Origin of the sequence: Roseovarius salis, from assembly GCF_044472985.1 — a bacterium.
GTDB classification, from domain to species: domain Bacteria; phylum Pseudomonadota; class Alphaproteobacteria; order Rhodobacterales; family Rhodobacteraceae; genus Roseovarius; species Roseovarius salis.
In genome coordinates this window covers 1-1209 of record NZ_JBISDG010000096.1, presented here as the reverse complement: position 1 = coordinate 1209, position 1209 = coordinate 1, and the positions used below count along the sequence as shown (strand labels likewise).

The following is a 1209-nucleotide window of genomic DNA, read 5'->3' as shown; positions in this document are numbered from 1 at the left end:
TGACCTGCCACGGGATTTTTCCTCCATTTGGAATTAGAGTCCGACCCAACGAAGGGACGGACAATGAAGCGAACGAGATACAGCGAAGAACAGATCATCGGCATCCTGACCGAGCATGAGGCCGGCGCGAAGTGCGCTGACCTGTGCCGCAAGCACGGTATGTCGGAAGGCACCTTTTATGCGTGGAAGGCGAAGTTTGGCGGGATGACGGTTTCCGATGCCAAAAGGCTCAAGGCGCTCGAAGACGAGAACGCAAAGCTGAAGAAGCTTTTGGCCGAGCAGATGCTGGATGCTGCGGCGATGAAGGAACTTCTGGCAAAAAAATGGTAAGGCCCGCCGTGAAGCGCGACGCGGTTGCGCATCTGCAGGCCAAGCTGGGCCTGTCGGAGCGGCGGGCCTGCCGCCTTGTCGGGGCGGATCGCAAGATGATCCGCTACCAGTCCAGAAGGCCGCCCGAGACAGAGCTGCGCCAACGGCTGCGGGATCTGGCCAACGAACGCCGCCGGTTCGGCTACCGGCGTCTGTTCGTGCTCTTGCGCCGCGATGGCGAGCTGTCAGGGATCAACCGGATTTATCGTCTCTACCGCGAAGAAGGGCTGGCGGTGCGCAAACGGCGCGCCAGGCGCAAGGCGGTAGGAACCCGGGCACCGATCCTGGTCGAGGCCCGGCCCAATGCGCGTTGGTCGCTGGATTTTGTCCATGACCAGCTCGCCTGTGGCCGACGGTTCCGCATTCTGAATGTGGTCGACGATGTCACCCGGGAATGCCTCGCGGCGATCCCGGACACATCGATCTCGGGGCGGCGTGTCGTGCGGGAACTGACGGCCCTGATCGAACGGCGCGGAAAGCCTGGCATGATTGTCAGCGATAACGGCACCGAACTGACCAGTAACGCGATCTTAACCTTTGCCACGGAGCGCAAGCTTGAATGGCATTACATCGCGCCGGGCAAGCCCATGCAGAACGGCTTCGTCGAAAGTTTCAACGGGCGCATGCGCGACGAGCTTTTGAACGAAACCATGTTCCGCAACATGGCGCACGCCCGTGCTGTGATCCGGGCCTGGTCGGATGATTTCAACGAAACACGCCCGCATTCGGCGCTTGGCTACCGGACGCCCAGGGCATTCGCCGAACATCTCACCACCGCAACCGACACCCGCGCTGCGCCATCTGAAAGCTCCGCACGGATGTCGGTTGCTCCACCTGCGC

At 61.6% G+C, this 1209-nt stretch carries 1 protein-coding gene; it reads left to right on the top strand.

Translation table 11 applies throughout. The features are described from left to right. Window positions 1-63 precede the first annotated feature (63 nt). Window positions 64-1209 (top strand): IS3 family transposase gene (locus ACH13J_RS18330; RefSeq protein WP_397544782.1). Its coding sequence is split into 2 segments (ribosomal slippage), with 1147 coding nucleotides annotated over them: window positions 64-316 and window positions 316-1209; the frame shifts between segments, so codons are not numbered across the junction. This gene is flagged as partial in the annotation.